Below are 26,899 nucleotides of genomic sequence, written 5' to 3'. Positions count from 1 at the left end.
AGGTAGGTTTCCCGCCCGCTCAACTGCTTGACGCCGGATTGTTTCAGAGGCCGGCTGGAAACGTGCCGTGCCCACTTTCGATCGTTGCCAATTGACCACTAAGGACTGCACCATTCTTGAGGTCTTTGCAGGAGCGCCACCACGCCCGCAGTGACACATTCTCGGATTTACCTGACCGAAAGATTACGAGCGCGGTTGTGATGTTTCGGGAAGACATCCCCGAACGTGGTGACCCTCAGCACCCGCGTCGCCTCTCGGGTAAATGACGGCCCTGCTGAAACCCGTATCGTGGCACATGACGAGATGCGCGGTCTTGTTGGCATGCTTTTCTCGAAGCGCCGCGACAGCAAATACCGCAGCGGTCCGTCGACCAACTGGCTGAAGGCAAAGTGCTATGCGATCGACGACTTCGATCTGCTCGGCGTCGAGCGTGAAGCGGGCAAGCCGGCTATGGAAACGCGTCCAGGAGCACTCTGGCACGGCGCCCAAGGGCATCATGAAGCGGCCGGCCACGCAATGGGTAAAGCCGGGCGTCATTGGACGCGTGAAGCACCTGCGCGGCGAGGATGACCTGCGTCATGCCTCACTGCAGGATTTCCGCGAGGAAGATTGAACGCTATATCGGAGCCATGCCAGCAGCAGACTCGCCTTACCGTCCGCTTCGCCTATCAACGCGGCTTTCAGGTCCTCGACGGCAGCGCGATCCTCCAGACCTTCGAGAAGCAGGACGAGGCGTTCAAGTTCGTGCTCGGCCGGGGTGCTCGCGTTTGGCTGGCACGGTCGCGGACCGTCATAGGCCGCATCACTGACGTCGCCTGCTCCCCCTGAGGGCGTTAGTAGCCCGCAACCGGAACATCACATGTGCTGGTGCATTGCTAGTGAACGCCAATTCGACTGGGGCGCAAAATGCATCGCGCGATCACAAATGCATGGGCAATGGTGCGAGAAGCCATCGTTGGGTTCGTCAACGACAATGCTCTCAGCCATGGCGCGGCAATCGCTTTTTATGCCACAACATCGTTGGCGCCAATTCTGCTCATCGTGGTTGCGATTGCGGGTCTCGCATTCGGTCACGAGGCAGCCCAAGCGGCATTGTCCGCCCAAATCACAGGGATGATGGGTACAGAAAGCGCAAATATCCTGCAAACCGCACTGAAGAGCGCATCCGAAAAGCCATCCGGCGGCACCTGGGCGGCGGTGATTGGCATCATCACCTTGCTTGTGAGCGCTTCCGGGGTCTTCGGCGAAATACAGCAGTCTTTGAACATAATATGGAAGGTCGAAGCGCAGGGCAGTTCGTTGTCGCGCCTGGTGCGCGCACGTGCGGTAAGTCTGGGACTGGTCACCGCACTTGGCTTCATGTTGCTCGTCTCTCTAGTCGCGAGCACGGCGATTTCGGCCCTAGGCAACCTCATCAACGCACAGTTGCCGTTCGGGACACTTGTCCTGGCCGTTATCAACGCGGTCGTTTCTTTTGTCCTCCTCGCAGCTATTTTCGCCGCCATCTTCAAGATCTTGCCTGATCGAACCCTGGAATGGCGGGATGTCTGGATTGGCGCTGTTGTAACCGCTGCCCTGTTCACGCTCGGGAAATCGCTTATCGGTTGGTATATAGGCTCCAGCGCGGTCGCGGCCTCATATGGGGCCGCCGGTGGGCTGCTCGTCATCCTGCTGTGGGCTTACTACTCGGCGGAAATTTTTCTTTTTGGTGCGGAAATCACTCGCGCCTATTCCATTCGACACGGCAGCAGGTCCGATCTGGATGCTGTGCTTCACAGTGCTTGACTGCAACACATGCCACTAACCACCAAATCGACTAGGCGCGCGGCGCACCGGCCGGGGCTTCGCCACATCACCCATCGGCGCCGACCGCATCACCGAGCAGGGCACGCGAGCTGGATACGGTCGACACCATATCTGGATACGGTCGACACCATATAATGAGTGCAAGTGCGCTGGTTGGTCAAACCATGAGGGTCACAGTTTGAGTTGCGAAAGACGCGGTTCAGCGGCGACGCGGACGGCGCTTGCGTATCGGCTTTGTACTCGCGCGCCTGCCGTCCGGCGCCTTCTTGGCGGCGGCGGAGCGGTACAGGTTCATGAGGTCAATCAGGAGCCGAACAATGGCAATCGCAGTTGCAGCATCGAGCCAGCCCGCAATGCTTTTGAGCATCGGGATTGTTCTCCAAGCTTACGACGTGAAAGCGGTCGAAGGACCGGGGCGGCAGTGCTCCTTCGCCTAGTTTAGGCGAGGACTGCCACCCATTCGTTGTGGCACTCAGTTGCCAAGCAACATGACATGAAAAAGGCCTCCGAAGGAGGCCTTTGGATGGTGTGAGCGAGAATCTCCACCTAACAAATTATCCACATTTTGTGCATGCAGCGCAAGCCGTTCGCTTGGCCAAGGCGCGCTTGGCGCCTTGATGCTGCTTGGCAGCGTGACCATCACCCCGGCTCTTCGGCCGCAGCCGATGGTCGCTGTCGACACTTTCAGACGCAATGCGATGTCATTGTTGGCGCCAAAAACCACCGCTTCACTTCGCTTCCGCGAAATGGGATCCTTGCAAGCACCGAGCGCAAGCTCATGAGGCAGAGGGTGTAAATGGACTGAGCGGGCGTTCTCATATTGTGAAACGCCGAACGGATCCCGGGTCCCTGGAAGGGCGGCAGCAAAGGTAAGAGAGCCGCACTTCCAGGGAGGCTGGATCAATAGTCGTTGTTGTAATAGCGATCATCGCAAGGCGCCGTGTAGATCCGGCCGCGGCGGTCCTGGTAGCGGCAAAGCTGTTGGCCGCGGCGCTGCGGCGTGGTCGACTGGCCGATGACTGCGCCGAGCAAGGCGCCGCCGGCGGCACCCACGACCGTGCTTTCGGTGTTGCCGCCCAGTGCCTGGCCGGCGAGGGCGCCGACACCGCCGCCGATGAGTGCGCCTGTGGTTGCCCTCTGCTGCTGTTCCGTCTGCGTCGCGCAGCCTGCAAGTGCTGCAGTCATGAGCACGGCGGCAATGGTTTGTCTGATGATCATCTTGGAACTCCTTTGGAGCCCCAAACGCGGATCGGGGCGAATGGTTGCCAGTTGCTGGCGCATTGCGGCCAAACGGCGGCACGCCCGCTCACGAAATGAGACGTGGTTTCTCGGGCCTTGAAGACAATGGTTGCCAAAGCGGAAACGGCCTGCGCGAACAGGTCAATAGCGCATCGGTTTGAATCCGTTGATGAGCAGCTAGGCTGGCTCGTCGCGTAATCGCCTTTTTCGCGGCGGCGGTTAGGAATCCGGACCGGCTATAGCCATCGCATTCCGCATATCGATCTATCTGGTCGAGGACATCTTCGGGAATGGTGACGTTGACGCGCACCACCTTTGTGGTCTCGGCTTTGAGCGCTACCAGGACGGCGACCCGGCTGAAATTGTCATTGTTCGACACGACATCTTCCAGGGATGATGGCTCGGGAATGGCTTCGCCATCCTCGACAAGGCCTTCGAGATGGAAGGCCAGGGCCTCTTCGGCCATGGCGCGGGCGTCGTCCAGGCTGGTGCCGGCGGTGACCACGCCCGGAAAATCGGGAAAGGATACGCCGAAGTCGCTGTCCGCTTGCTTGTGGATCAGTCCGATATAGTGACGCACGGGTCGGTTCCCCCAACGAGCGGCTTCGAGGCTCGATCAGACTATCGAGCCATTCGACACAAACTGTCGAGGTATTCCTAATGGGACCGTAGGAAGCTGCCTAGTAGGTTGGGCATGCCGCAGGCAGACATTGCCTAGGCAACGGTCGAGAGTGTGGGGAAAGTGCCAAAGTTAGATGGCGGGAACCAGACTGTGCCTAGAGTTCGCGCCGCGCAGTACGTGCGCATGTCGACGGAACACCAGACCTACTCGATCGACAACCAAGCGGATGCCATTCGCGACTATGCCGATCTCATGGCTTACGAGATTGTCGCCACTTACGAGGACCTCGGTCGCAGCGGCTTAAACCTTGGAGGGCGCCCCGGTCTTCAGAAGCTGTTGGCCGATGTCGAAAGTGGGCGAGCCGATTTTGAGACGGTTGTGGTCTATGATGTAAGCCGTTGGGGGCGTTTTCAGAACATTGATGAAAGCGCAGCCTACGAATACCGATGCCAGATGGCCGGCGTCCGTATCGAATTTTGCGCCGAGCAATTCGCAAACGACGGCAGCATCGGGTCAGACGTCCTCAAAGCAATCAAACGGAGCATGGCTGCCGAGCAGAGCAGAATGCTCTCGCAAAAAGTCTTCATCGGCCAGGCTAGGTTGATCCGGCTGGGCTTCCGGCAGGGCGGGAAGGCCGCCTTTGGCCTGCGGCGCCTGCTTGTCGATCAACACGGCCGTTCAAAAGGCATCCTTTCATCCCACGAATACAAGAGCCAGCAGACGGATCGAATAGTTCTGGTGCTCGGCCCGCCTGACGAGGTTGCGACAGTGAAGTGGATCTTCAGTCACTTTGTCAGAACACGCAAGACAGAGCTGGAGATGGCAAGACTGCTGAACAAGCGCGGCGTGCTCAGCGATTTGCGGCGACCATGGACGCGGGAATCCGTCCACTCGGTGCTGACCAACGAAAACTACATTGGCAACAGCGTCTGGAACAAGCATTCGGCCCGGCTGAGAAGCCATCAAGTCCGAAATCCCCCGGAACAGTGGGTGCGGGTGGAAAACGTCCTGGAGCCGATCGTCGACCGCAAACTGTTCGACCGGGCGCAGATCGTGCTCAAGACCATCTATCGCCACATGACCAACGACGAGATGCTGGCCGCTCTTAGGGCACTTCTGGCTCGCCGTGGCGCCTTGTCGTTGGCCATGATCGACGCGGATCCCGGGTGCCCGCCGGCCCAACGCTACCAGTGGCGTTTTGGAACCATTGTCAAAGCCTATGAACTGATCGGATACGAGCCATCCAAAAACTACCGCTTCATCGGCGTGAACCGGCACCTGGAATCAATGAGGCTGCAGATTATCCGGGATCTTGTGGGCGCGATTGATAAGCAGGGCGGGGTTGCTGCCCATGACATGGCGATGGACCTCCTGCGGATAAACGAGGAGATCACGGTGGCGATTACAATGGGCCGATGCAGGGTTTCCGGCTTCGGCTATCCACGCTGGTTTTCCAAGGCCGATAAACGGCCACTACCCGACATTTTCGTCCTGATCCGTATGAATCCCGGCGACCTGACCATTCGGGACTATTTGATTGCGCCTGCCCACGAGATCGCGGGTAAATCGGAACTGCATGCCATCAATGGGATACCGCTGGACAGCTATATTTTTCCCACGCTCGACCCGATTATCAGGTTGGCAGAGCGAGAGCCTGTCGGAGGCGTGGCTTGGTAGTCAAGCGCTTAGCCAAGGACGCCGCCTACCGTGCGTTGGAAAACGGTGGCGACAGACATGCGAGCAATATTGTTGCTGGCGCATTAGGGTCCAAGAAGAGGCTTCGTTCACACGAATTTTTGGCGACCTACGATACGGAATGCAAACGCATGCGCGATTTCGTCACGCAAGCGGCAAAGTCTGAACAGAGCCTAGACCGGATAGTAGCGGCGCTCCACCTGATGATGCGCGACAAGCAATTCTGCGCCACGCTGGTGTCCGAGGGCTTCAGGACAATGCCAAGCCTACTGGCACATAGGTTGCGTGGCGCGACCCGCGAGCCGCAAATGTTCTGCTCTCCCGGAAAACCCGCTTCCGAGACAGGCGAGAACCGGAAAGCCGTTAACGGAATTTGCCCTGATGTCCTCGACCTGCTTCGGGACGCGCCGGTAAAAACAAAAATCTTCGGGTTGCTCCAGAAGGTGCTGCCAGCTAGGCAATTGGAGATTGCCCGGCTGATGGTGGCGATGGACCGGGTCAGGATCACCTACGCGAGACTACTCGTCGCTCTGACACCGCAAGCCCTGCTGGTCGAGGGTTTTAATCTCTCAACGATCACCACACAAGCGGAAGACCAGCGCGGCGCGATGGTGCTCGATGTCGGCGCGGTAAGCCTTGCGGTTCTCAGCGCCGCGGAACGTCATGGCCAGGTGGGCCTGGAGCTTGTCGCAGCCAACCGCTTTTTCGACCGGTTGATGGATAATTCCAGAGTGGTGCGGTATCTCGCCCGGACCTTTCCGGGGCATTTTGAAGAGTTTCACAGCTTCTCGATGCCATGCCTCGAACAGGGGCGCTAGATGGTCGGACGTCAACTCCTATAGAAACCGATCGCCGTCGCCGGGATGCAAACAACAGAACCAGTGTGACTTCTGTCCAGGCCTCGAAAAGCCAAACCCGCCGAGCTTGCAGCAGCCAGAATGCTCGCAAAGCGATTTTCGATCGGCTCTCGGCCGCGCGAAATCGCTGTCATCCCTTCGGCAAGCCGGCTCGGTTCGTCGCTCATAACGGGTTGATCGGCCCGACCAGGCCGGGATGGTCGTTGGGCAACTTGTTGACGGCGCTCGTGTTCACCTCACGTCCAACGCGGTTGAACTGCAGCTGACCGTCGATGTCGTGGCTGAGAATGTCCTTGAGGCTGGTCCTTTGGTCCCCGGGTCCAGCCAGACGTCATAGTATGCCTGGTAGAGAATGAGAGGCTGTTGATCATGCAACTGCTTCATCGGTTCTGCGGCAGGCTCTGTGATGATGGTGCAGCTGGTTATGTCGAGATTGGAATTGTAAGCCCAAAGCCCGGCGAACGAGAAAGGCGCGTGGCCTGGCTGGGGCAGCGAAGGGAGAGGCAATGAGCGCGTTCGCTATTGTTCTCCCTGAGCNGAGAAAGGCGCGTGGCCTGGCTGGGGCAGCGAAGGGAGAGGCAATGAGCGCGTTCGCTATTGTTCTCCCTGAGCAGCACGTTCACGCGGCGGGTGCTCGGCCGGCAATCTGGGGAGCATGGCAGTTGCCGGCGCGGTTGATGTCGTCGACAATATCGTGCCATTCTACACCGATGCCTCGATGAAGACACTGAAGTCCATGCCCGAGTTCAAGGCGGTCTTCATGGCCAAGCCTAAGGCCATGCGCGAAATGATCATGCGCGAATGCAATGACGCGGCAATGAGCAAGCCCTACGCCGAGTTCTGCGCCGACGTGAATTCCCTCCGCGGAATGCAGTAGGTCATTCACGGCCGCGCAGTTTGACCACGAGGTGGGCGAATTGCCCTTATCACAATGACTGTCAGCTTCCGCCGGCAACAGCGTAATGCCAGCGGTGACCGACGCCGGCCCAGAGACTCCCCGGGCCGCTCCTCCCCAGCCTCCAGGCGAGCAGGCCGGCATCGGTCAGTAAGGTCCCGTCGGTGTGCAATATATCGTTGACGCCACGAATTGCGGACGTTCGAAACCGGCGATTGGCATTTCGTGTGACCAAATTCCGCGACTGTTTACTTGCGATCACAAGGCCCCGCAACCTGGAGGTTCCGAAGCGCCATACTGGAGTACCATTGGCGTGGTCACGCGATTTGAACCCGACAACGGTACTTGAACCAGACCAGGTTAAACGTCCGTTATCGTTTTGCGCCAGAAGCGGCCAGTCAGCTTCCGGCCAAATGCGGCAGCGCTCATACTACCATGCTCAAATACAGCTCGCATGGAACTAGTTGTCTTCTTGGGCCTTTGGTTCGCCAGACCATACGAGAGAATACGAGAGAAACGGCTTGGCGAACCATCCACTAACGTACTGATTTCCTGTAGAAAACGCTGACCCTCCGGGCCCACAAACTTACTACATCAATGGATTACGCTTAATTCTCAAAGTTTGAATTGAGCGTTATTGGCTAAGTCTTTCCGCTAGAGTGAAATGGCTTTGGGCCTGTTCGTCAATTTGTCGGTCTTTCGTTGGCGCCTGTCACAGTAGCTAAGCCTCCCGGTCTCGAAAGAACCTGCAACGATGCGTGCGGTAATCGGCGGCAACCACGTGCAATTAGGCGGGTTCTGAACTCCGTATGGCGAGGACACGTATGAAGACGACTACCTGGGCGCATCCAGATCGTCATCCATAAGAATACGCTCGGCCTCGGATCGCCAAGATCTATGGCCTTCCGCATGCGATGACCGATGCCGGCATTTCCTATGGGTTTCACGGGCTTACCTATAGCCATATCGCTTCGCAGCTTCGGACCCGCTACGGACCCGCAGCTGGCGGCAAGGTGATCGTCGCCCATCTCGGCAGCGGTGCCAGTCTGTGCGCCATGAATGCTGGAATAAGTGTTGGGTTTTCGACATTGGACGGCCTCGTCATGAGCACGCGTTGCGGCGCGCTCAATCCTGGCGTCACCCTCCATTTGCTGAATGACCGGAAGCTGCAGACGGACGATTGGTCACCCTTCTCTACGAGCAATCCGGCCTGCTCGGAGTGTCGGGGATATCCGGTGATATGCGGACGCTAATCGACTCCGATGATCCTCTTGCCGCCGAAGCAGTCGATCTCTTCGTCTATCGTATCGCACGCGAGATCGGGTCGCTGGCCGCTGCGATAGGCGGACTGGACACGCTGGTGTTCAAGGCAGGCACACGCCAAAACGCGCCATATATTCGAGAGAGGGCCGGGGCTGTGGCCGGCTGGCTTGCGGTTAATATCGACCACAAGCTGAATGGGCGAGGCGACGAGGTCATCAGCCTTGCTGGTTCCGACGTCGACGCGCTTGTGATCCCCACCGATGAAGAGAGAGCCGTGGGGATCCAGCATCTGTGTGCCTCAAGCTTTGTCGCTCGTACCCTGAGCGCCGAACCTGATGCTACTCGCGCGGCGGGTGTCTCGACCTGTCAGGAGTTCGGCGGCAGCAGCATGGTCCGATAGCCGGCCATCAAGGCGATCAAGGTTGCTGCAACCAGCGGCAACCAGAACTTGGTCGGTCCGGCAAATACTGCCAGCGATGCGCGGCGATGCCGTCAGCACCGTCAGGAACCAGACCTCCCACGGGTTGAAACCGCCCATGGGTCAATCGTCCGGTTTGGCAACAAGGGCCAAGATGATCGCTGCCGCAGCCGTGCGGCAAGACATTTGCGGCGGTGTTCCTCCGGCAACGACTTGTTTCAGCTAGTTGTGGAGGTGCGACAATTGAAATCCGGGCTGGCGTTCGACGCCGGATAACAGCGATTCCGCCGATCGGAACATGTCCTCGAATTCCAACTCGTTTTCAAACACCACGCCGCCGACGCTGATGGTCAGCGTGTCCGCGGTTCCTTTTGGCGCGAAATAGGCTTGGGCCACGCGCGCCCGGATACGGTCGCCGATCTCCCTGGCGTCGTCTTCTGTCGCACCGGGCAGAAAGACCCCGAACATGGAGGTTCCGATCCGGCCCACCAGATCTTCCTTGCGTACCGATGACTGGATGGTCGAGGCTATGAGCCGCAAGGCTTCGTCACCCCAGCCAAGGCCGAAGCGCAGATTGATGGACCTGATGTGTTCGGGATGAATGACCAGGAAGGCGCCAGATCTTGGACCAGACGATTCCGGCCTGGTTGCTCTCCTTTCGACCATCGACGTGAAGACTGTCCGGTTGAGGCAGCCTGTCAGGCTGTCAAAGGTCGCCGACTTGTTGAGTTCTCTTCGATAACGGACGAGCTCGGTCCGCTGCAGTCCAATGAACAGGAAAAGTGGGCCACCGACGATGACCGGCAAGAGGATCGCTGTGACCATGCTGCGGCCGAAGGGCGTCAAGGCTTCCGAGAACAGAAGCAGATAATTTAGGCCAACCGAGAGGAGCAGAATTCCCGCCGATCCCAGGGCAGTCAGCCATGCGATATCTTTCCATTGCCGGGGCGAGCTATTCGCCATTGGTGTCATCATTAGCCAATCTCCCGCCTGATCGGCTGTCATAAGGCCAAGGTGCTGCACTTTCAGTTTCGAGGAAACATACAATTTTAGTAATGGCGCAATCACCTACCATCGGCCCGAAATCAGCCCTTCAAAAGCAAGGCTACGGCGGCAAAAGCAACGACACCGAATTATCGGCTATTGCGGCGGGCCGAATATCCCCATCTGCGCGTCTCTGGCCACTGCCTCCGCCTTGCCATAGATGCCACTCGCCAAGGCCGTCGCCCAGCCATTGGAAACAAGCCACGCGCCGACATCCTGCTTGCCCAAGCTGCACGGTGCCGCAATGGCAAAACGATCGATTTCCGGCGGCACGACGCATTTCAGCGCCCGGCCGCGCAGCCAGGAATTGAACGTCGCGCGCGCACGCTGGCCGCAAGGCCAGGCGATGCCACGAAAGGAACAGGTCTCATCCAGGTCAATGCCTTGGATCCCGCTGATGACTACCTTGCGCCCCATGGATTCGAAGGTTGCCGACGAGGTGGCAACCGGTTGGTAAAGCAAGACCCCTGGCCAATCCTTTGGCATTCGCATCCCTGCAGGCGCGGCCAGACCAAGGTCGCTGAGCGGCGGGCGCGGCTCGACCCGTTCGATTTGCGCCGAATCAAGCTGTGGCGGCGCGATAAGGTCCTGAGCAATCTTGCGTGCCCGTCCTCGCCATGGCGTATTGGCGACGGTCGCAACTGGTCGCATTGGCTGGCTATCGTCGATGGATTGACGCGGCGCTGGTATCGGCCGATCGATGGGAAGCAGATCGGCGGCCCGGATTATCAACAAGACCCCGGACAGGAGCAGCAGGCTTCCGAGCAATATCAAGCGATTGTGCCTCAGCCAGCCCATCAACTCAAGCAAGGTTCCTTGCCCCTCAATACCCCGATGTCGATTTGGCGACCAGCTTGAGTGCACCTTTTCGAACCTGGTAGAAGGGCATGGATCGCTCACTGGAGCCATCCGCCCGAAACCGGAACAGGCCGGTCGATCCGCGAAATCCGCTCCGATTTTCGAGCACCTGCTTGCTGAAGCCGTCAGGCCCGGCCGAACTTGCAATTCCTGCTGTCAGGGCGACCATATCATAGGCGTAGGCGACATTGGCGTCGGCTGGATAATTGTAGGTCGTCTTGAAGCGGTCGGCGATCGGGCCGGTTTCGGTTGGGTCGAGCGTGGCGATGTAGGAGCTCTCAAACAGCGGCTCCATCGGATGTTCCAGCCAGCGGTTGGTTCCAATGACGGCGACTGCTTTTCCAGGAATGCCTTTCGTTTTGAGCGCCGCAAGGATCTGCGCCGGATTGTCGTCGCCGCTGGCGATGATGATGGCATCGGGAGCCTCGACCAGCGAGCCCATATCATTGACCACTTTGGTGCCGCCATCGCCGGCCGGATACGGAATGGTGACGGCGAGCGTCGCGCCATAGATGCTGAGGCTGTTGGCGACCCGCGTTTCAACCGCGCCGGCATTCGCTCCTGCCGCGACGAGCAACACGAACTTCTTGCTGCCTTTGGCCGCCAGGCCGGCTGCGCCCGCGGCCGCGCTGTCGGCCTCGTTGAGGCGCACCGCATAGACGCCCGGGCCGCCGGCGAAATTGTCGGCCAGCGCCAGCACCGGCGGTCGCTTCGATCCCGAGAGCTTGGCTATGTGCTGCGCGGCCGCGAGTTCGACCGGGCCGATGACGATCTTGGTTCCAGTGGTGATCGCCTTCACAGCCAATTCGCTGGCGTGCGCGCTGTCGCCCTTGGTGTCCTCGACCGTGACCGTGAGCAGGACATTTCCAAGGTCGGCCATCGCCAGCTTGGTCGCATCGAGCATCTTCCGGCCGTTTTCGCCGGCGACTCCCGGGGCCGACAAAGGCAGCAGCATCGTGACCTTCGTCGACCCGGTGCCGAGCGATCGCGTGGCTTGGGCCGGGCTGGCAGCGGTGCCGGCGGCCGGCGCTCCGGGTGCGGCGATCGCCGCCTGGTCGAGCGCGTCCGAGACGCTGCCTTTCGACTGGCAGCCCGACACTATGCCCGCTAACGCAAAGACGATCGCCCACGTCCACGAACCGTGTCGCTGCCGGCCAGAATCCATGATGCCTCCCTCATATCCCGCCGGGTATTTGTCCCGGTCTCATCCGTTCATCTTACGGCAGACTTGCCTCGCCGTCTTTGCAATTGCTGGATTATGGCTCAGCCGTCGAAAAGTTTTGCCCGGAGCGCCTTGATCATTCTGGCTTGCCCGGCGCTTCGATAGTCCGTGCATTTCATGTATCGCGGGCCCGGCACGAACAGTCGGCGCACACAAATCCGCCTCGCCGGGGCAGGGGCACCATCGTCTCCTGCTGTCGGGAATGCGGAGAATCCGAACGTCGCCACCGGTAGCGGGCCGGCCACCGCAAAACCTTCTCTCGCCAGGATTGCGCGCGCATGCCGGCAGTAGCGGACCGAAAGTTCGGAGAACCGGGTTTCACCGTGCCCGGCGCGATATTTCATGACGGTCGTGCAAAGATCGCCTTCGGCAAGGCTGTTTGCCTGCGCCAGATATCTGACGCCGAGCGCGATGTTGGTCGCAGGGACCGCGAGTTCGTCGAGCGAACCGCGAAAGCCAAGCATTCGCGCCGTCGCCGGCATCACTTGCATCAACCCGACTTCACCATCGGCGCCGTGCACATCGGGATCGAATCCGCTTTCGATCTCCATCACCGCGTGCGCCAGCACCGGCTCCAGGCCGTAGAGCGATGCCTGGCACGTCGCGAACGCCTTGAATGTCTCGCGCGTCCATTCCGGAGCGAAATCGCAGCGAACCGGCCGCGTCAAGCCGGACGGAGCTTGCTGCTCGAGGGCAGGTCGTTCCAGCCAGTTGGCACGGGCTTCAGGGGCAAAAACGGCCAGTGCGATCGCTCCGGCAATCGCTCTCGACAATCTTCCACGGGCGATCATCGTCAGCCTGTCGGCGCGACTTGATCCCTTTCGGTCAGTTCATGTACTCGACCATGCGGTCGTGGAAGCACTCGCACTTGTTGAGCGTGTCCTCGTCCTTGTAGTTCGTCTTGAGGTAGCCATAGGCCATGCCGCAGGCGACCTTGGCTTCCGACGCCCAGACGAAGGCGGGGCGGGACGAATTGATCCATTCCGAGCTGTTGGCGACGGCCACCGACTCGTCCATCAGCTTGACCACCTGGACCTTGAGATCGACGATGTTGTCGTTCAACACCAGGTTCGATGTGCCGACGGACCGGCAATAGTCGGCCACCGGCCCGTCGATGATGTCGGCGGCATAGCCCGTCGATCCAGCCAACAGCAGCACCGCGGCCGAAGCCAGCAATCTTGCACAACGCTTCATTTAAGTCCCTCTCCAAACTGCGGTTTTATGTTTCGCTAATATGTAGCATGAGAGTACGGCCACGCATAAGTGCTAAATCGTGGCCGTGTGCTGTTGATGTTGTGTGTCGTCGTAGAGGATGTTGATCGTGCCGGTGGCAGGCGCATTCTGCAGAACGGCGACATCCACGAAGTTGGCCGCGTTGCCCGAGCCGCTGGTATCGACGCTCACGGTGCTGGTCGCGGTGTCGTAATGCACATAGTCGGCCATGTTGCCGGCCGGCGCCTTGTCGAACAACGCGCTCAAGTCGATCTTGTCCCCTTCACCGGCATGGTAGTCGGCGATCAGATCCTTGATGTTTAGATTGTCGATCTTGAACGTGTCGGCTCCCGAAGTGCCGGCGATGGCGGCCGTGCTTCCGGAGCTAGCGTTATCGTAGTTGCCGAAGCCGATGTCGCCGACCGCGGCTATCTGACCGTCGGCGGTCGTGAAGGTGGCTTCGCCATAGGTCAAGACCGAGCCGTCCGCCGAAACCGAGTGCTGATTGTTGCTATCGAGGCCGATCTCGACGATACCCAAGGCGGCCAGAGATTTGAACTCGCCCGAATCCGACACGCCGTTGCCGTTGGCATCTTGCCAGACACCAAATTGCGCAAAGTCGTGGTCGGCGGCAGTCAGCTTGCCATCATGATTTGTGTCATAGAGCTGCTCGAGCGCGGCAAGGTCGGTCGCAGCGCCGGCGGCATGTTGGGTGAACACGATCTCCGAACCGTTGTTCACCTTGCCGTCGCCATTGAGATCGATCGCCAGGATACCGTCATGCGTATCGACCCAGGCGGTTTTCGAAGCGACGCCATCGCCGTTATAGTCGAACGAAACGGTGGAGTGCGTCAGATCGGTGGTGTGGATTCCATCATGGTTGAGGTCGAGTACGACCGGAGCGGCAATGGCAAAAGGTATCAGTCCGGCCGCCACGTGGACAGTGAAATTCGCCGTCGTTGTTGTGTCCCCGTCGCCATCCGTGAGTTGCAACGCGACCGGAATTGTATGGTCGACCGTGGTGCTCGTGACCCCGACATCCGTCAGGTTCAGCTTGGTCTTGCCCGACGACTCATAGGCGTCGACCCATGCGATCTGCGTTCCGGCAGGCGATGTGATCGTCAGCAACGTCGCACCGACCGCCGGAGTGAAGGAAGCCGTGGTTCCGTTGGTGTAGTGGGCGACGAACTCGATCTTGTCGCCGGCGGTAACCGCATCGAACGAAAACTTGGCATAGCTAACAGTCGCGAGGGTGATGGCCGGAGCCGTATAGCCGCCCGGGCCGTCATAGTCGTCCGGCGTCCCGAAATCGAAACGCATGAACTCGCCTCCGTCGAAATTGTTGTTGCCGAGGCCCCAACCTGCTGACGAACCGTTGACGTTGCTTGTTTGTGTCAACGATGGCATGCCGCCGGCCAGCCATGCCGTCTCGTGTGGTGAGGTGAAGGAGCCGCCGGCATCCGTTGGCGCCCATCCGGTCACCATCACGACATTCTGACCGCCCGCCGTCACCACGATGGAATTGCTGGGGCCGGAGCCGAAGGCGCCGCTCGATGCAACGGAGACATTACTGACAGTGCCGTCCAAAGGTGCCAAAAGGTCGAACGTGTACTGCCCCGACGTACCGGCATTCGGATTAACGGTGATGGTAAAGACCGCCGTGTCGCCTGCATCATGGCTTCCGTTGTTGTTGTTGTCGGCATAGGCGGTCAACACGCTGCCGGACTGCTCCGTGATGAGGTTGTGGCCGGCCGAAGTGATGCCTGTTGTGTTGGCAGTGACCGTCATGGTGGCCCCGGCGCCGTCGGCGCCGGGGACGAAGTGGAGTGTTCCAACGGCCGGCGTTTGCGACGTATCGGTGCTTGCCTGCTGGCTTTGCACGGTTCCCAATGTCGGCACGTCATCGACGATGTTGACGGACAGCGTGCCTGTGGCGTTCTGGCCGTCCTGGTCGGTGAGCGAGACGGCAAGGTTCTCGAANGACGATGTTGACGGACAGCGTGCCTGTGGCGTTCTGGCCGTCCTGGTCGGTGAGCGAGACGGCAAGGTTCTCGAACAGGCTGTTGGTGGAGGCGCCGGTAGCATGGGCCTCGTTGTCGAGCAGCGTGTAGGTATAGCTGACGGTGCCGGTTGCGGGATTGTAGCCGGTCACGTTCAGCGTATTGCCGAGCGCGGTGGTGAAGGAGCTGGCGGTGAACACGCCGTTGGTGATGAAGGCATGGCCGTCGATGGTCAGCGAGGCGATGCCGTCGGGCGAGGAGATGGTGAAGGTGCCGCCCTGGGTGGTGCTTTCCTTCGAGGTGTCGGAGCCGGCCGANTACACGACGCTCTTCCGATCTGTCGATGGTCAGCGAGGCGATGCCGTCGGGCGAGGAGATGGTGAAGGTGCCGCCCTGGGTGGTGCTTTCCTTCGAGGTGTCGGAGCCGGCCGATTCGCCAACGCCGCGGCTGGCCAGGAGGTCATCCTCGTTGACGGTGACATCGCCGCCGTTGGCGGCCGGCGTCAGGTCGGTGATCACCGGCGGCGAGTTGCCGATCGAGATGGTCAGCGTGGTGNTCGCCGCCGTTGGCGGCCGGCGTCAGGTCGGTGATCACCGGCGGCGAGTTGCCGATCGAGATGGTCAGCGTGGTGTGCGAGGTGTCGCCGTCGCCGTCCTTGATGGTGTAGGTGAAGACGTCGTCATGGCCACCGGCGGAGCCGGCATCGCGGGTATAGGTGTAGGTGCCGTCGGCGGCCAGCGTCAGCTTGCCGTAGAGACCCTGGATCTGCACGCCGAGTGTTGCGGTATTGTCGAGGGCGGCATTGGTGTCGCCGGCGACGACGCCGACCACGGCAGCGCCGTCGGCGCCCTTGGTATCGGCAACCCCGTCGGTCGTGTTGCCGTCGAGGGCATCGGTTCCGCCAACCAGCACATTGCCGGTGGCCGGGCCGAACAGGCCGGCCCCGATGCTGTCGATGTCGGCAACCGCGGTCGGCACGTCATCGACGATGTTGACGGACAGCGTGCCTGTGGCGTTCTGGCCGTCCTGGTCGGTGAGCGAGACGGCAAGGTTCTCGAANGGCCGGCCCCGATGCTGTCGATGTCGGCAACCGCGGTCGGCACGTCATCGACGATGTTGACGGACAGCGTGCCCGGAAGGGACACGTCTCCGTCGGTGTCGGTAACCGTCATCGTCATGTCGTCGAAGATGGAATCTGTCCCCGCGTCGGGGTGAGTCGCGCTATGGACGAGCGTGTAGCTGTAGCTCACCTGGCCTGTGCTGGCGTCGTAGCCGTTGACGGTCAGCGTGTTGCCGAGCGGCGTGATGATGTCGATCGGCGTCGATGCGCTGTTGGCAAGAGCCGCGCCCGAAATCACCTGGCCGGCGATGGTCAGCGAGCCGACACCGTCGGGAGAGGCGATGGTGAAGGTGCCGGTGTTGTGTTCGGAGATGTCGCCGTCAACGCCTGGCGCCGACGCTTCGCCCGAACCTTCCGGCCCAGGGCTTTCCGGCAGGCCCTTTTCATTGACGATGGTGTCGCCGCCCTCGACGGAAGGCGTCAGGTCGATGATCGACGGTGTGGAATCCGGCCGCAGGCTTGGGAACAGCTCGCGATGATCCGGCTGGCCGAACGCCAGGTCTGTCGGAGGCAATAGTGCCGAAAGACCGAACCCGTCGCCGATGCCACCGGGGGGAACCGAGAAGTCTGCGCCGGCGCTTGGGTTCGAACCGCCCGGGCCGGCCGAGATCGAACCATCGGCACCGAAGGCGACATCGACGTGGCTCGCTTCAAGAGCGGCCAGCAAGGCCACGCGCGGAACTTCGACATCACCGATGATGAAGGTCGGCACGTTGAGCGCGCCATCCTTGATGAGGATGACTGAACCGTCGGCCTGTTCCAGCAACAGATTGTGGCCGTCGACCTTGATATTGTCGATGGAGACATCGGCCGGAAGTTTTACGACATTGCTGGCGTCGGCGACATATTCATGCGGCGCGGCTGCCGCCGGCACCTTCGCCTCCGCGGGTGCTTCCGGTTTAACGGGTGCGCCGCTGCCGACATCGACCGGCACCGGTTCGGCAGGCGTCGCCTGAGCGGCCTGCGCTACCTGGATGCCTGCCTGCGCTGGCGAGCCGCCATGTTCATGTGAAGAGTGCTCGTCCCAAGAATTCGAGACGGTATCCAAATCGTTACTGATCGTCATCGCCAAACCCCTCCGGCATTTCCCGGATAGAGACAGCGACGACTTCTGTTTTGCAACTATCCCGCAATCAATTTCATATATTCGGATATGCACGTCTCGGCATTTTTTACACGTGGTAAACCCGAAAGATATAACCTGATATACATTGGCCGCGCCGCGTCTCGTTTGATATACGCCGGTTGAGCTGGGTTGGTAAGCAGAAGTATAAATTTGAATAAAATTTTACGCAAAATAGACGTTCTCGATTGCAGGAAACTTATCCACCTTCCTTTCCAGTAATTTGAGACAAGATTGGTAGCGTCCGCAGTCAAAGGTGGGCGCTATGAAAAAAGAAAAATCTGCCCTGGGAATAACCGGGCTCAAACTCTTCCTGCTGGCAGTGGCGATCACAGGCCTGCCGCAGCCATCCTCCGCGAGAGCAGTTGCCGTGAATGCCGGCGCTGTCGCTGGGGTGCTGGCGGCTGTCGAAACCCCGTCCAGTCTCGGCGGCGTTTCGCTGGCTCGGCCGCAACCAGTGCAGCCCGTTTCAGCCTACCGGATCGGTATGGTTTTTGGCAGCTATGGTCCTGTTGCCGTTGATGAAAAGCGTGATTCTGCGCTTGCGCAGGACGACACCGGGATCGACCCGATCCAGACGGCGGCGATCATTCCCGGCGTGTTCGGTTCTGTTGCCCTGTCGATGCGCAATTTCCCCGTTTCGGCGCGCTGGGCGCCGGTCTACAAGGCAATTGTCGACTGTACCGCGAGCAGCGCGTGCGAACGCAAGAACAGCGCCTTTGCCGAGATCGTCAAGGCAGCCGGGAACAAGCGCTTCATCGATAAGTTGTCCTTCGTCAACTCAAGTATAAATCGCGCCATCGCCTACAAGAAGGACAGCGTGGTTTACGGCAAGCTCGACTACTGGGCCAAGCCCCGGGAAATCCTTGAGCGGCGGGCAGGGGACTGTGAGGATTTCGCCATCCTCAAGATGGCCGCGCTGCTGCATGCAGGCATCCCGGCGCAGAGCATGTCGCTGGTCGTCTTGCAGGATCGCAAGCGCGGTTTCTTTCATGCCGTGCTGTCGGTCAGCACCGGCAGCGGCGTCTTCATTCTCGACAGTTTGAGCAATGTAGTTTCCCGCGACACAGACCTGCCGACCTACGTGCCGCTGTATTCGTTCAGCACCGATCGCGCGTGGATCCATGGCGCGAAGACCGGTTCTGCTCAAATAGCTGATATCAAGGGCGGCCTTTCGACGGTCGCGCCTGGTGAAGGTGTGCAGCCGTAAGCTCCCATCAGAGAGTCTTGAGCGCTCTATCTCTTGTTTGACGCAATTTTCCACGGAAACCGCTCACATTTTTCCCGGAATTGCTCTAGCCGCCGAAGACGAACGCCATCAGCAGTTCCGGCTCGACCACCGGCGCCCGCACCGCGCTCAGTTGACCGCGGTAGCGGCGGTCGCCGGCGCCTATGACGAAACCGGTCGCGACCGGCGTCTCGCCATTGGCGTCGAGCCTGGCGAATATGTCGGCGACATTGAGGTCCAGCGCCAGCTTGAGATCCTGGCGCGCGTCCTCGTTCGGCGCCACCGGCAATTGCCGCCGCACCAGTTGCTGGAACGGCGCATTGAAGGTCAGGATCTTCTTCGACGATGCCAGGGCAAAGGCCGGCGAGGGACAGGCGACGAGAATGGCGCTGATGGTCTTGATCGACGCGAGCCTCTGCAAGGTGAGGTTTTGGTCGGCCAATCCACGCATGCAGGCTACGCGAATTGCCGATGTCAGGTTTCCGGCGTTGGCGTGGCTCTCTGCAATTTCCTCGATCAGTGTGCCGATCGTGCATTTGCGGCTTTCCGCCATCTGCTTCAGCGATGTCCAGAACGCCCGTTCCAGACGAATGCCGCGGCGCGTGCCGCCACGCGCCACAACCCGGAACTCGAGACCGAAATCCTCACTCGCCAGCGGTGGCAGCAGCCGGTCGCGATCGACCGGGCGGGAGATCGCACTATCGCTCACTCATTGCCTCCTCCCGCGCCTTGTTGATTGGTTTCAGAAGGTAGGTGAGAATCGTTTTGCGTCCGGTCTTGATGTCGACCGAACAGATCATGCCGGGGATGATGGAATAGGTCTTGCCGTCCCGTGTCAGGGTCGATTTGTCGGTGGCGACACGCACCTGATAGTACGGTTCGCCGGTCTTCTGGTCGACAAGGCTGTCGGCAGTGATGTTCGACACCTTGCCTTCGATGCCGCCGAAGATCGAGAAGTCATAGGCGGTCACCTTGATCAGGGCATCCTGGCCCGGCCGGATGAAGGCGACGTCCCGCGGTGAGACCCGGGCTTCGACCAGCAGGGTCTCGGACGTCGGCACGATACCCGCGACGACCGCGCCGGGCTGGACGAAGGCGCCGACCGTGTTGATGTCAAGCGTGTTGACGATACCATCGACAGGCGAACGGATATCGGTACGCGCCACCTTGTCGGTGGCACCGCGTATCGTCTCGTCCACCACCGAGAGATCGGCCAGCGCCTGCGTCAGATCGCTGAGCGCTTCCTGTTGCAGCTGGAGGCCAAGTTCGTCGACCTGAAGCTTGGCTTCCGTGATGGCAGACCTGGCTTTCTTGATGGTCTCTCCGGCAAGCGTCAGCTGACCATTGAGCTCGGTCTGCTCGCGCTCTACGCGGAGCTGCTCGGTTCGCGCCATCAGGCCTTTCTTGACCATCGCTTCGACCAGCTTCGCCTCCTGGTCGCTGACGGCCAGGTTCTTGGTGAGGCGATCGGCATTGGCGTTGGCTTCGTCGAGTTCCTTCTCACGCTGATCGAGCCGCGACTTTAGAACCGACAGTTTGACTTCGAAGTTATCGCGCCGCGCGATTAGCAGCTTCTGCTCGTTGTCGCAGATTTCCGGCGCCACCTTCTGGATCTCGGACGGACAGGGAAACGCGCCCTCGAGGCTGCCGGTCTGTTCGAATTGGAGCCGTGCAATGCGCGTCTGCAGCGCCCGCGCCTTGGCCTGCTGCTCGCCAAGGCTGGAAGTGTTGAAGGTGTTGTCGAGACGAATGATGAGGTCATTCTTCTTGACGACCTGACCGATCGTCACGGCGATTTCCTGAACCACGCCCGGCTCGCTGGCCTGGATGATCTGGGTCTTCGACGCCGGTATGATCTTGCCGTCGCCGCGTGCGATTTCATCGACCTCGGCGAAGGATGCCCAGGCTACCGAACTCGCAAAAAGCGCTCCGATAATGAATATCGAAGCCGACGCAAAAAGCGGCGGACGGTCTTCCCTGGCTAGCATTTACCACGTCCCAACGTGCTGTGTTCACGCATAATTCTGTTCGTCAGGCGCTTGTTTTCTGCAGCGCCTGTATCACCTGGTCTTTCGGTCCATCGGCAACGATCTTGCCCTGCTCGATGACGATCAGGCGGTCGGCCAGCTCGAGCATGCTGAAGCGGTGCGTCGATACGATCAGGGTCGTGTTGCGATCGAAAGCCACTTTGAGCTGCTTGATCAGCTGGCGCTCGGAAGCCAGATCCATCGAGCCGGACGGCTCGTCCAGGAACACGATTTTAGGTTTGGTCAGCAACAGGCGGGCAATTGCCATTGTCTGCCTCTGACCGCCCGAGAGATTGGTGCCGCGCTCGCCGACATTCATGTCGTAGCCTCGCGGATGGCGGGAGACGAAGTCGTCGACGCCGGCAGCCTTGGCCGCCTCGACGATCTGCTCATCGGTCGCCTCCGGGCACGCCATCAGGAGATTTTCCTTGATGGTGCCGGAAAACAGATCGTTGGCTTGCGCGACGATCCCGACCGCGGCGCGAACCTCAGATGGGTGGTATTGGCGGATGTCGATCCCGTCCAGCAGCAGCTCGCCGGAGGTCGGCAGGAAAAGCCTGCCGATCAGCCTCCCCATGGTCGTCTTTCCCGAGCCTATGCGGCCGATGATGCCAATCCGCTCACCGGGCTTCACCGAGAAATTCAGGCCGGTCAGCACTTCGTTTTCGGAACCCGGGTAGACAAAGCCGACATTCCTGAATGCCATTGCACCGTTGCGAATGGGGCGGTTGACGAAACCAACCGTGTCCGGCCGATCCTCAGGCTGCGCCATGATCGAATTCACCATTCGCAGGGACAGCATCGCCTGGCGAAGTCTGGACAAGGTGATCGCAATCTGCCCAAGCGGGGCCACCGCCCGGCCCGCCAGCATGACGGTGCCGATGATGGCGCCGGTCGAGACATGCCCTTCCGAAAAGGCATAGGCGCCGGCCACGATCAAAGCGACGGTGACCATCTGCTGGATGGCTTGCGTTATGTTGCCGGCGGCAGCCGAAAGCTGTTTGATCTTCTCGGACGTGTTGGATGCGTTCTTGGAATGCTCCGCCCATTTTCGCAGAAGGTACGCCTCTGCCCGCAGCGATTTGATCGTTTCCAGCGTGGAGATGGATTCCACCAGCAGGGCCTGGCGCTGCGAAGCCTCGTTCATGGAAGCGGCAACGCGTTTGCCGATGCGCCGTTGCGTGATCAGCCCGACGATCACCGAGGCGACAAAGGCAATGGCCGGTATGACGACCAGCCAACCGCCTATCGCATAGATGACAAGAAGAAAGACGAAGACGAAGGCTGTGTCGATGAAGACGCTGATGGTGTTCGACGTGAAAAACTCGCGCACGAACTCGTACTGGGTCACCCGATTTGCATATTCGCCGGTTGAGCCGGGCCTTGCCGACAAGGACGAGTTCAGCACCTTCTCGAAAAGCATATAGGAGATGCGAAGATCGGCCTTGCGCCCGGCATAGTCGATCAGTGACGCTCTGGCGGTCTTCAAGAGCAGGTCGAACAGAATGACCGCGCCGATCCCGATCGACAGCACCCAGAGCGTCGATATCGCCTTGTTCGGCAAGATCCTGTCGTAGACGTTCATGGTGAAGATCGGTGAGGCAAGAGCCAGCAGATTGATGAATACCGCCGACAGGATGACCTTCGAATAGGTGCGCCAGAACGGCCCCATCGTGCCGGTCAGCCAATGTCGCCGCTCGATCTTGGCCGCCGAACCGACGCTCATTGCCTCTACTGCGTTGGCATAGGTTATCGAGAAGGAAACGCCGCCACTAATATAACTTCCGGAAAACTCGGATTTGCTGATTGTCGTGCGCCCGTCTTCCTGGGGAGCGGTCGTAAATCCACCGTCCTCGGTCTGGGCAAGCAGCGCAACCGGCAACTGGCTGACGCGAAACAGAATGGCGGGAAGGTCGATGCGTCCGCGAAGAAAGTCGCGATGGCTGAATTCCGTGATTTCAAGACCGATGCGTTCGGCAAGATGCCGGATGGCGTCGATATCGATGCGGGTGTCTGACAGCGGCACGCCGGCAAACAGCACGGTCTCGGAACTCGGCCTGCCGAGGTACCCGGCAACAGCGGAGAAGCAGGCCTTGAACGCCTCTTTTGGGGAGAGGATTTTGGGTTGTGGGTTCACGATCGGCCCGCAGGACTATCGTTCGTCCTTGACCTTCCTACTTCTTTCTTACCGGTGCGAGGATGTCGAAAGGCAGATCGTTCGTCTGCTCCGACGGCGTGCGCGCATAGGTTTCGGTGTCGGCCGTTTCAGGCGCATTGAACTCGGCCTTGGCATAGGCGGTGGCCTGTTTTGCCGGCTGAAGATTCATGGTCTTCAGCAACTGCCCGGTTGCCGCCAGCAGCCGGTACTGCGCGAAAAGCGACGCGTAGGATGCGGTGTCGGCAAGCGTAGCTGTGTTGAACCGCGTGTTCTGCGCGTCGAGCACGTCGAGCAGCGAGCGCTGTCCGACCTTGAACTGCTCGCGATAGGACGCCACCAGCCTTTCGTTGGCGGCAGCCTGAAGCTTCAATGTCTTTGCCAGATCGGCCTGCCGGAAGCGGCGATCCCATGACGTACGGACGGCTTCCTCGATCTCGCGCAGAACCTGGTGCAGCACAAGGCGCTGCTCGCTGGTGCGGCGGACCTGCTCTTGCTCGTTGGCTTTGTCGATGCCGCCGCGATAGAGGTTCCAGCGCAGCACCAGCCGCGCCTGCAGGTCGCTAGCGTCGCCATCGTCGCCGTCGATGTCATAGCCGCCGCGGGCGCGGCCTTCGGCGATGACGGAGGGCCCGAATTTCGCCCGCGCCGCATCCACCAGGGAGGCGGCGGCGTCGATATCGCTGTTGGCCATGTGGACGCGCGGATTGTTCTGTCGCGCCAGCCCTAGCGCGTCGTCGAGCGACCTTGGCAGCGCGCTCGAGACATCGCTCGGCCTTGACGCGTTGGTCAGCGGCTTACCGACCGTCTTGAAGAACCGTATCTTGGAAGCCTCCAGTTCTTCGGTCGCCTCCTGCATACGTGCCTTGGCAGCGAACAGCCGCTCCTCGGCCTGCTGGCGATCAGCCTCGTTCAACGCGCCGCCTGCAATACCTTGCCGGATGTCGCCGAGGATTGCCTGGTGAAAGCCCAGATTCTTCTTCGCTTCTGAAACGATCGACGCCTGCAGCATGTATTCGAGATAGTCCTGGACGACAGACAGTCCAATGAATTCAGACCGTTCCAGCACCCGGAACGATGCGCCGTCGACCCGCGACGCCTGACGGTTCAGTTCCGCCCGCCTTGCGCCGCTGTCATAAAGCGTCTGCGTGACAACGACATCGGCTTCCGCCGGATAGAGCGCGTCATCCTCTATGGACAGCGAACGCCGGGAGGAATTGTCGAGACGACGAACCCCCGCCGACGCCTCGACATCGACGCTGGGAAGATAAAGTCCCTTCGCTTGGCGTAGCTCGAATTCGATTGCTTCGCGGTTTTCGATCGCTTGGCCAATTTCGGGGTTGGACTCCACCGCAACCGCCATCGCCTCCTGGAGAGTGAGCGCGTGAGCATTCCCACAACTCAATATGGCGACCGTCGTCAGCAGGCCGAGGCGCTTGCCTATCGCCGACATAGATGTCGTATTCATTTCACCCCACCCCAACGTTCCCCTGCGCCATTATTGCCAGGCGTTACAACTCAACCGTGATTGTTCACAAATTTGCAAAATATGGGAGCACTTATTGATTTAGTGACCGCTAAAACGCTAAATTCAAGCAAAATTCTATAGAATGTCGCAAAAATGGCACATAAAATACCCACTGCGGTTTTTGAGTAACAGCCGTCCGAGTTTGAACAGGCAAGCGAAACCGCTCCGGGAAGGAGGACCGCAAGGCCACCTTATGACCTATTTGCTCCTGATGGCTTGACTATTTCTGGGTGTACTTTTTCAGCGAGGTGACCGACAACATCTTGGTGGCAGCTACAATCGGCAGGATAATCTTAGCCCGCCTGCCAAGAGCCTGGAACGGACACCCCTGCCTTTCTTCGACCTGAAGCGTGGGCATAAATCCCTGAGCCGGCGAATAAACGCCGGCGACTGCTTCACTGGCCAGCGTGCCAGCATAGGGCTCGTATGACGGCCGATCAACGACTGGGTCAACCGAAGAGGTGACGGTACTTTTTGAGGCGGTTCTGTAGGCCATCGAATGCCGCAAGGTCCACAAATCGCTCGATTGAGCCCATAGCTGGTGAAACCTCAAAATATTTCTTGCGGCGATTTTCCGTTAAAATCAAAAGCGTAATTTTTTTGACGGTTCTAGTGTCGGCCTTTCGCAGCTCAGAAAAAAATTTGACTGTAACGAGTCATACGCTGTTTAAACAATGCGGAACGAAGTGGTCGGTAGCGCCACCACTTTGCGGGACGACATACGAGAGTTGCAGGACGAGCGGTCAAACATCGAGGGGCCGCCGGCTCGTTAGATACCGCTACTCGTTCTTCCGCGCCATTCCAACAGGCTGAACTTCGAGGCAAGTGAGCCCGTCCTGGTCCGGCGCCTCGACTCGTAAATCCATTCCACCGATTACAACTGCCTGCAAGCTGCCGCTTGTTTGTTACTTCCCGAGTCTCATCGGCCATATCGAGGCGCTAGACCGTCAGCTGGTCGCGCGCTGTTGCCACAGCTGCCGATCTGCAACCGCCCCCATTTCCGCGGTTCTGGACCCTATCTCCCAACGTTTGCAAAACGAGGTCAGCTATGGTCGGCAGTTTGGGGTCGCGGGAGCATACGGAATGACACGGGAACCTTTCAGATTTTGGCCCACCAAAATTCAGCAAAATCAACAATTTCCGTTCGCCCTCCGGGCCCACCAATAACTCACGGCTTACGCCGAACTCTTTGTTTTGTGATCGCATCCGCGAAAAAGCGCTCTGCCGTCAAAGCCTTTCCCCACCTCTCGATGAGTTCCGCAAGCTGCTGCTGGCTATCGGCGGATCGTTGATGCGCAACTGTGACGGCGGTCGTTACCGTGGCTCGAGTGTCAGCAGATGTGGTAAGGCTGATTGTCGACGAGTAGCAGAGGGGTCCAGCGACAATGACTTTGAGACGAACCAGAGCTTACGGCGGATCCGGCTTGGTTCTGGCGGTTTGCACTGTATTGGCTTGGCAAAACGCCACCGCCGCTCAAGATTGCTACGCAGCCGCGACGCCTGGCGTCAATTGGCAGGAGTGTGACAAAAAGCTTCTCATCCTAGAAGGACAGGACCTGAGCGGGGCAAACCTGTTCGGTGTTGATTTCACTTCGACCGACCTCAGGAACAGCAATCTCCTTGCGGCAAATTTTGAGAAGGCAACGCTTGTGCGCGCTTCCCTGGCCGGCTCGACCGCCAAAGGCGCCCGGTTCGACAAAATCGAGGCGTACAGGACCGACTTCAGCCATATGGACGCGCAGGGCGCCGTGTTTACGGGCGCGGAAGTGCAGCGCTCGAATTTCCAGGACGCCAATCTGGTCAATGTTGATTTCACAAAGGCGGAATTGGGGCGTGCACAGTTCCATGACGCCGATGTCAGCGGCAGCCACTTTTCGTTTGCCAATCTCGCGCGGGCGGACTTCCGAGGAGCGAAGTTCACCGCACCGATAGACTTTGACGGCGCTTTTTTCTTTCTGACCCGTATCGAGGGCCTCGATCTATCCAATTCGGCGGGTCTGTCCCAGTGGCAGCTCAACATGGCTTGCGGGGACGCCCGGACCGAGTTGCCTTCTGGCATGACGAGGCCAGAAGATTGGCCCTGTCAATTCCAGCAGGAATAGCCCGCCCGTCCGCTTCCCGCCAAAGGCTGCCGGGCGGCAAAGCGCCTCAATTCAGTCCTCGGCCAGGGGGCAAAGCACGACACTGCGGGACATTTCCGGCAATCTCATTTACCGGCGAACGACAACGACCAAATGGAGGACGGATGCCCAAGGTCAAAGGTGATACCGCTCTGGACAAGGAGCGCGCCAAAACAGAGAAGCTCCTCAAAAAGGTTGGATACACCGCCTTGAAGGAGGCCGGTGTGGTATCCAAGCGACCCGACCTCCCAAATCTAAAGGTTGAAAAGCGAGGGAAATAGCGCGGACACTCGCGTGCTGATCTGACCGAAGGCACGCCCAAAATGTAGACGTCTGCTTTGCCTTCTCAAGCTAGGAGGGTGCAGGCGGCGCTTGCGAGAACCACAAGGCGGACTGCTGGGGCCGGAAGAAGCTGTCGTATTTCCGCCCCGGTGCGATCCGATACTTCACTACTTTTTCACTTTCA

At 59.7% G+C, this 26,899-nt stretch carries 26 protein-coding genes; 10 read left to right on the top strand and 16 right to left on the bottom strand.

Features of this window, described 5'->3' with window-relative positions:
- Window positions 1–288 precede the first annotated feature (288 nt).
- The 3 genes from X727_RS1000000165530 (at window position 289) to X727_RS154970 (ending at window position 1,785) form a co-directional block, all read left to right on the top strand.
- Window positions 289–570, top strand: coding sequence for a hypothetical protein (locus tag X727_RS1000000165530; protein ID WP_245274142.1), 282 nt, complete (start codon window positions 289–291; stop codon window positions 568–570).
- Window positions 571–609: 39 nt separating this feature from the next.
- The gene (locus X727_RS154965) at window positions 610–828 is read left to right on the top strand and encodes a hypothetical protein (protein ID WP_023834015.1); all 219 of its coding nucleotides are present in this window, start codon (window positions 610–612) and stop codon (window positions 826–828) included.
- A 78-nt stretch (window positions 829–906) separates the two neighbouring features.
- Window positions 907–1,785: a YihY/virulence factor BrkB family protein gene (locus X727_RS154970; protein WP_023834014.1), complete on the top strand. Its 879-nt coding sequence runs from the start codon at window positions 907–909 to the stop codon at window positions 1,783–1,785.
- 220 nt (window positions 1,786–2,005) lie between these two features.
- On the opposite strand, the gene X727_RS1000000167840 is transcribed toward X727_RS154970, so the two are convergent.
- The 3 genes from X727_RS1000000167840 to X727_RS0133660 form a co-directional block, all read right to left on the bottom strand.
- Complete coding sequence (locus X727_RS1000000167840; RefSeq protein WP_023834013.1) at window positions 2,006–2,173, bottom strand: hypothetical protein; 168 nt, start codon at window positions 2,171–2,173, stop codon at window positions 2,006–2,008.
- A 533-nt stretch (window positions 2,174–2,706) separates the two neighbouring features.
- Window positions 2,707–3,024: a YMGG-like glycine zipper-containing protein gene (locus tag X727_RS154980; RefSeq protein WP_023834011.1), complete on the bottom strand. Its 318-nt coding sequence runs from the start codon at window positions 3,022–3,024 to the stop codon at window positions 2,707–2,709.
- 88 nt (window positions 3,025–3,112) lie between these two features.
- Window positions 3,113–3,625, bottom strand: a complete 513-nt coding sequence (locus X727_RS0133660; RefSeq protein ID WP_023834010.1) for a type II toxin-antitoxin system HicB family antitoxin — start codon at window positions 3,623–3,625, stop codon at window positions 3,113–3,115.
- Window positions 3,626–3,778: 153 nt separating this feature from the next.
- On the opposite strand from X727_RS0133660, the gene X727_RS154985 reads away from it, so the two are divergent.
- Both X727_RS154985 and X727_RS0133655 read left to right on the top strand, forming a co-directional pair.
- On the top strand, window positions 3,779–5,344 hold the full coding sequence (locus tag X727_RS154985) for a recombinase family protein (RefSeq protein ID WP_348524524.1): 1,566 nt from the start codon (window positions 3,779–3,781) through the stop codon (window positions 5,342–5,344).
- Window positions 5,338–6,180, top strand: coding sequence for a plasmid partitioning protein RepB C-terminal domain-containing protein (locus X727_RS0133655; RefSeq protein WP_023731574.1), 843 nt, complete (start codon window positions 5,338–5,340; stop codon window positions 6,178–6,180). Before X727_RS154985 ends, X727_RS0133655 begins: the two co-directional genes overlap by 7 nt.
- A 270-nt stretch (window positions 6,181–6,450) precedes the next feature.
- Here the strand turns inward: X727_RS0133655 and X727_RS1000000166220 are convergent, their stop codons facing one another.
- On the bottom strand, window positions 6,451–6,726 hold the full coding sequence (locus X727_RS1000000166220; protein ID WP_245265753.1) for an SOS response-associated peptidase family protein: 276 nt from the start codon (window positions 6,724–6,726) through the stop codon (window positions 6,451–6,453).
- Window positions 6,727–6,874: 148 nt separating this feature from the next.
- On the opposite strand from X727_RS1000000166220, the gene X727_RS154990 reads away from it, so the two are divergent.
- Together X727_RS154990 and X727_RS1000000169785 are read left to right on the top strand one after the other, a co-directional pair.
- On the top strand, window positions 6,875–7,096 hold the full coding sequence (locus X727_RS154990) for a hypothetical protein (RefSeq protein WP_023744445.1): 222 nt from the start codon (window positions 6,875–6,877) through the stop codon (window positions 7,094–7,096).
- A gap of 1,198 nt (window positions 7,097–8,294) precedes the next feature.
- Entirely contained in the window at window positions 8,295–8,777 is a 483-nt protein-coding gene (locus X727_RS1000000169785; RefSeq protein ID WP_023834008.1) for an acetate/propionate family kinase, read from the top strand.
- Between the two features lie 240 nt (window positions 8,778–9,017).
- Here X727_RS1000000169785 and X727_RS154995 read toward each other — a convergent pair whose 3' ends face one another.
- From X727_RS154995 to X727_RS1000000168470, 7 genes are all read right to left on the bottom strand, one after another.
- On the bottom strand, window positions 9,018–9,770 hold the full coding sequence (locus X727_RS154995) for a GGDEF domain-containing protein (RefSeq protein WP_023687765.1): 753 nt from the start codon (window positions 9,768–9,770) through the stop codon (window positions 9,018–9,020).
- Between the two features lie 165 nt (window positions 9,771–9,935).
- Window positions 9,936–10,649 carry a thermonuclease family protein gene (locus X727_RS155000; protein ID WP_245260260.1) on the bottom strand — a complete coding sequence of 238 codons (714 nt, stop codon included), beginning with the start codon at window positions 10,647–10,649 and terminating at the stop codon, window positions 9,936–9,938.
- Window positions 10,650–10,662: 13 nt separating this feature from the next.
- Window positions 10,663–11,862: an ABC transporter substrate-binding protein gene (locus tag X727_RS155005; RefSeq protein WP_023736104.1), complete on the bottom strand. Its 1,200-nt coding sequence runs from the start codon at window positions 11,860–11,862 to the stop codon at window positions 10,663–10,665.
- Window positions 11,863–11,960: 98 nt separating this feature from the next.
- Window positions 11,961–12,710 (bottom strand): transglycosylase SLT domain-containing protein, encoded by a 750-nt coding sequence (locus X727_RS155010; protein WP_023699960.1) that lies wholly within the window; start codon window positions 12,708–12,710, stop codon window positions 11,961–11,963.
- A gap of 34 nt (window positions 12,711–12,744) precedes the next feature.
- The gene (locus X727_RS155015; protein WP_023834007.1) at window positions 12,745–13,113 is read right to left on the bottom strand and encodes a hypothetical protein; all 369 of its coding nucleotides are present in this window, start codon (window positions 13,111–13,113) and stop codon (window positions 12,745–12,747) included.
- 72 nt (window positions 13,114–13,185) lie between these two features.
- Window positions 13,186–15,012 carry a type I secretion C-terminal target domain-containing protein gene (locus tag X727_RS155020; protein WP_245274150.1) on the bottom strand — a complete coding sequence of 609 codons (1,827 nt, stop codon included), beginning with the start codon at window positions 15,010–15,012 and terminating at the stop codon, window positions 13,186–13,188.
- A 579-nt stretch (window positions 15,013–15,591) separates the two neighbouring features.
- A complete protein-coding gene (locus X727_RS1000000168470) occupies window positions 15,592–16,110 on the bottom strand; it encodes an Ig-like domain-containing protein (RefSeq protein ID WP_196814983.1) in 519 nt (172 codons plus the stop codon).
- Window positions 16,111–17,640: 1,530 nt separating this feature from the next.
- On the opposite strand from X727_RS1000000168470, the gene X727_RS155040 reads away from it, so the two are divergent.
- A complete protein-coding gene (locus tag X727_RS155040) occupies window positions 17,641–18,585 on the top strand; it encodes a transglutaminase-like cysteine peptidase (RefSeq protein ID WP_023834002.1) in 945 nt (314 codons plus the stop codon).
- 85 nt (window positions 18,586–18,670) lie between these two features.
- Here X727_RS155040 and X727_RS155045 read toward each other — a convergent pair whose 3' ends face one another.
- From X727_RS155045 to X727_RS155065, 5 genes are all read right to left on the bottom strand, one after another.
- The gene (locus X727_RS155045; protein ID WP_023667950.1) at window positions 18,671–19,312 is read right to left on the bottom strand and encodes a ribbon-helix-helix domain-containing protein; all 642 of its coding nucleotides are present in this window, start codon (window positions 19,310–19,312) and stop codon (window positions 18,671–18,673) included.
- Window positions 19,302–20,591, bottom strand: coding sequence for an HlyD family type I secretion periplasmic adaptor subunit (locus X727_RS155050; protein ID WP_023667951.1), 1,290 nt, complete (start codon window positions 20,589–20,591; stop codon window positions 19,302–19,304). Before X727_RS155050 ends, X727_RS155045 begins: the two co-directional genes overlap by 11 nt.
- Before the next feature lie 43 nt (window positions 20,592–20,634).
- Window positions 20,635–22,767 (bottom strand): type I secretion system permease/ATPase, encoded by a 2,133-nt coding sequence (locus X727_RS155055; RefSeq protein WP_023691465.1) that lies wholly within the window; start codon window positions 22,765–22,767, stop codon window positions 20,635–20,637.
- A 37-nt stretch (window positions 22,768–22,804) separates the two neighbouring features.
- Window positions 22,805–24,253 carry a TolC family protein gene (locus tag X727_RS155060; protein ID WP_023744454.1) on the bottom strand — a complete coding sequence of 483 codons (1,449 nt, stop codon included), beginning with the start codon at window positions 24,251–24,253 and terminating at the stop codon, window positions 22,805–22,807.
- A 280-nt stretch (window positions 24,254–24,533) separates the two neighbouring features.
- On the bottom strand, window positions 24,534–24,809 hold the full coding sequence (locus tag X727_RS155065; protein WP_023744455.1) for a hypothetical protein: 276 nt from the start codon (window positions 24,807–24,809) through the stop codon (window positions 24,534–24,536).
- An 889-nt stretch (window positions 24,810–25,698) separates the two neighbouring features.
- Here X727_RS155065 and X727_RS155070 point away from each other — a divergent pair.
- Both X727_RS155070 and X727_RS1000000167830 read left to right on the top strand, forming a co-directional pair.
- A complete protein-coding gene (locus tag X727_RS155070; RefSeq protein ID WP_023744456.1) occupies window positions 25,699–26,415 on the top strand; it encodes a pentapeptide repeat-containing protein in 717 nt (238 codons plus the stop codon).
- 143 nt (window positions 26,416–26,558) lie between these two features.
- Window positions 26,559–26,714, top strand: coding sequence for a hypothetical protein (locus X727_RS1000000167830; protein ID WP_023681074.1), 156 nt, complete (start codon window positions 26,559–26,561; stop codon window positions 26,712–26,714).
- Window positions 26,715–26,899 lie beyond the last annotated feature (185 nt).

This window comes from Mesorhizobium sp. L103C105A0, assembly GCF_000502215.1.
Lineage (GTDB): Bacteria > Pseudomonadota > Alphaproteobacteria > Rhizobiales > Rhizobiaceae > Mesorhizobium.
Note: the sequence above shows the minus strand (reverse complement) of the source record. Positions and strands in the feature narration are given on the sequence as shown.